Origin of the sequence: Streptomyces sp. SID11385 (genome assembly GCF_010548245.1) — a bacterium.
Lineage (GTDB): Bacteria > Actinomycetota > Actinomycetes > Streptomycetales > Streptomycetaceae > Streptomyces.
In genome coordinates this window covers 1-2,642 of sequence record NZ_JAAGLR010000158.1, presented here as the reverse complement: position 1 = coordinate 2,642, position 2,642 = coordinate 1, and the positions used below count along the sequence as shown (strand labels likewise).

Annotated in this window: 3 protein-coding genes and 1 pseudogene; 1 reads left to right on the top strand and 3 read right to left on the bottom strand. The window is 75.9% G+C overall.

All coding sequences use genetic code 11. The features are described from left to right. Positions 1-411: pseudogene (locus G3I42_RS05140) on the top strand (MFS transporter); the annotation flags it as partial. Here G3I42_RS05140 and G3I42_RS05135 read toward each other — a convergent pair. From G3I42_RS05135 to G3I42_RS05125, 3 genes are all read right to left on the bottom strand, one after another. Next, positions 389-1,129, bottom strand: a complete 741-nt coding sequence (locus G3I42_RS05135) for a class I SAM-dependent methyltransferase (RefSeq protein ID WP_164282772.1) — start codon at positions 1,127-1,129, stop codon at positions 389-391. The pseudogene G3I42_RS05140 and the gene G3I42_RS05135 overlap by 23 nt on opposite strands. 44 nt (positions 1,130-1,173) lie before the next feature. Continuing rightward, a complete protein-coding gene (locus tag G3I42_RS05130) occupies positions 1,174-1,731 on the bottom strand; it encodes an isochorismatase family protein (protein ID WP_164282770.1) in 558 nt (185 codons plus the stop codon). 133 nt (positions 1,732-1,864) lie between these two features. Next, positions 1,865-2,524, bottom strand: coding sequence for an HD domain-containing protein (locus G3I42_RS05125; RefSeq protein WP_164282768.1), 660 nt, complete (start codon positions 2,522-2,524; stop codon positions 1,865-1,867). Between the last annotated feature and the right edge of the window lie 118 nt (positions 2,525-2,642).

Below are 2,642 nucleotides of genomic sequence, written 5' to 3'. Positions count from 1 at the left end.
GCGTCGGCGCTCGCGGCGGGCGCCGTCCTCGCCCGCCGGCCCACCGCGCTGCTCCCGGACACGGTGCTCGGCGCGAGCGTCCTGGTCCTCGCCGCCGCGCAACTCCTCGCCGCCGTCCCCTCGCCGTGGGCGCTGGTCGCCGCCGTCCTGCTCACCGGCACGGGGGAGGGCCCGCAGCTCACCGCGCTCCTCGCGATCCGTCACCGCGACGCCCCGGCCCGCCTGCGCGGTCAGGTCTTCACGACCGGCGCGAGCCTGAAGATCACGGCCCGCGCGGCCGGGGCCGCCCTCGCGGGCGCCCTGGCGGCGCACTCCCTGACGGCGGCGCTCCTCGCGGGCGCGACGCTGAACCTCCTCGCGGGCGCGGCCTTTCACGCGCTGCGCCCGCTCACCGCCGCCGCGCGACCGTGATGATCTCCGGCCCCGCCTCGCCCAGCGGCGCGCGGTCCCAGTCCCCGTACTGCTCCTCGACGAGGAAACCCGCCTCCGCGAGGAAGCCGTTCAGCTCGGTGACCCCCAGGAAGCGCAGGCTCTCGCCGAGGACGCGGAGCACGCGCCCCTCCGCGTCGGCGAGCGTCCCCCGGATCGTGACCACGTCCCCGGCGACCGAATCGACGTCGTGCCAGTACCGCAGCGCCCGTCCCGCGTCGTCCACCAGCTCCGTCATGTCGTTCGGGTTCGCCCGGTTCCACCGTTCCCAGGCCCGCGCGGCGGGGTGCCGCGTCTCGAAGGCGAACAGGCCGCCGGGGCGCAGCGCGTTGCGGACCGCCGCGAGCGAGGCCCGCACCTCGTCGTCGGTGAGCAGGGTCTGGAAGGCGTGGCCCGTCATGGTCGCGAGAGCGAACTCCGCGCCGGGGGCCGCGTCGGCCGCCCGCCCCTCGATCCACTCGACATCGCCCCGCCGCCGCGCCCGCTCCAGCGCGGCGCGGTCCGGATCGAGCCCGGCCAGCCGCCCCGTGTGCCCCCGCTCGCGCGCGAGCGTCAGCATGGCCCCCGTGCCGCACCCGACGTCGAGCACCGCGTCCGCGCCCATGACGAGCGGGTGGTAGAAGCGGTCGCAGGCGTTCCGCTCCGGGTCCCAGGGGTTGAGCAGGTCGTAGAGCGCGGCCGTGTCGCTGTCCGGGTACATCCGGGCAGTGTTCCCCGCCCCCGGCCGCGCCGGCAACGGATCAATCACCCGGCCGCGAACACCACCTCCGCCGCCTCCGCCGTCCCCCCGACCCGTCCGGGGGCGACCTGCTCGGACCAGTAGAGATTGGTGTGCGCGATGATCGCCGCCGGGCCGGGGACGCCCTCGACGCCGGTGTCCTCCGTCGTGTGCGCGTCCGCGACGAGGAGCGTGTCGTAGCCGCGGGCGAGACCGCCGTGGAGCGTCGAGCGGACGCACACGTCGGTCGCGGCACCCGTGACCACGATCCGGCCGACGCCCGCCGCCGCGAGAAGGGACTCCAGCTCCGTCGCCTCGAAGGCGTCCGCGTACTCCTTGCCGACCACCGGCTCGTCCGGCAGCGGGACGAGTTCCGGCACGAGCTGCCACGCCGGGGTCCCCGGCACCAGCGCGGCGTCCTGGTGCCGCACCCACACCACCGGCACCCCCTCCACGCGCGCCCGCGCCACAAGGTCCGCGAGCGTCGCCACCACCTCGTCCCGGCGGTGGGCGCGCGCCACCACGCCGTTCTGCATGTCGATGACGAGGAGAGCGGTGCCGGGGCGGTGCGCGAGGGTGGTCATGGCGGCAACAGTAGGACCGCCGAAGGCGTTCCCGCGCGCCGATTACCGCCTCGCCCGGGTCACGTGACGCCGCGCTCGCGGACCAGCCGTCTCACTCGGGGACCTGCCGCCGCACCCGGGCCACTCCGCGTTCTCACTCGGGCCACTGCGACTCCTCGATCGTCGTCACGAAGTCGCCCCGCTCGAAACCCGGCACGAAGTGCTCCAGGACGTCCGCCTTCACGTTCCCGAACGTCGTCGCCGGCTTCGGCGCGATGCCCTCCGTGAAGGCCGCGAGGATGCGGCGCTTGAAGCCGGGGCGCGGGTGGAGGGCGACGACCTCCGCGCGCTGCGCGTCCGTCAGGTCCCCGTACCCGATGCCGAGGACGTCGTACTCGACCCCCGCCGTCACGAGCGCCACCTCGGGCTCCATGAACTCCGGGACGCCGGGCGTCGTGTGCAGCGCGATCGCCGTCCACACGCGGCGCACGCTGTCCTCGGGCACGCCGTGCGCGTGCAGGAAGGCGCGTGCCTCCTCCGCCCCGTCCACCTCGAAACGGCGCCCGCTGTCGCGGTGGCGGGGGAGCAGGCCCAGGTCGTGGAACATCGCGCCCACGTAGAGCAGTTCGGGGTCGAAACTCAGCCCCCTGCGCCGCCCCTGGAGCGCGCCGAAGAAGTAGACGCGCCGCGAGTGGTGGTAGATCAGGTCGTCCGTCGCCTCCCGCACCAGCGCCGTCGCCTCGCGTGCGAGACGGGTGTCGGGCACCCGCACCCCGGCCGGGGCCCGCTCCTCGGTCGCCTGCTCCTCGGTCATGCCGCTCCTCGTGCGCGCGAAGCCGGTACGCGGCCGTGCGCGGCGCCCGCGCTTCGCGTCCGCGGCCGGTACGGGAGCCGGGCCCTGCGCCGGGCTCCCGGCGGCCACCTTCCCGGCC

Excerpts from the sequence above, each read along its gene's own strand:
- G3I42_RS05135 (WP_164282772.1), bottom strand. The coding sequence starts at position 1,129 with ATGTACCCGGACAGCGACACGGCCGCGCTCTACGACCTGCTCAACCCC.
- G3I42_RS05125 (WP_164282768.1), bottom strand. The coding sequence starts at position 2,524 with ATGACCGAGGAGCAGGCGACCGAGGAGCGGGCCCCGGCCGGGGTGCGG.
- G3I42_RS05130 (WP_164282770.1), bottom strand. The coding sequence starts at position 1,731 with ATGACCACCCTCGCGCACCGCCCCGGCACCGCTCTCCTCGTCATCGAC.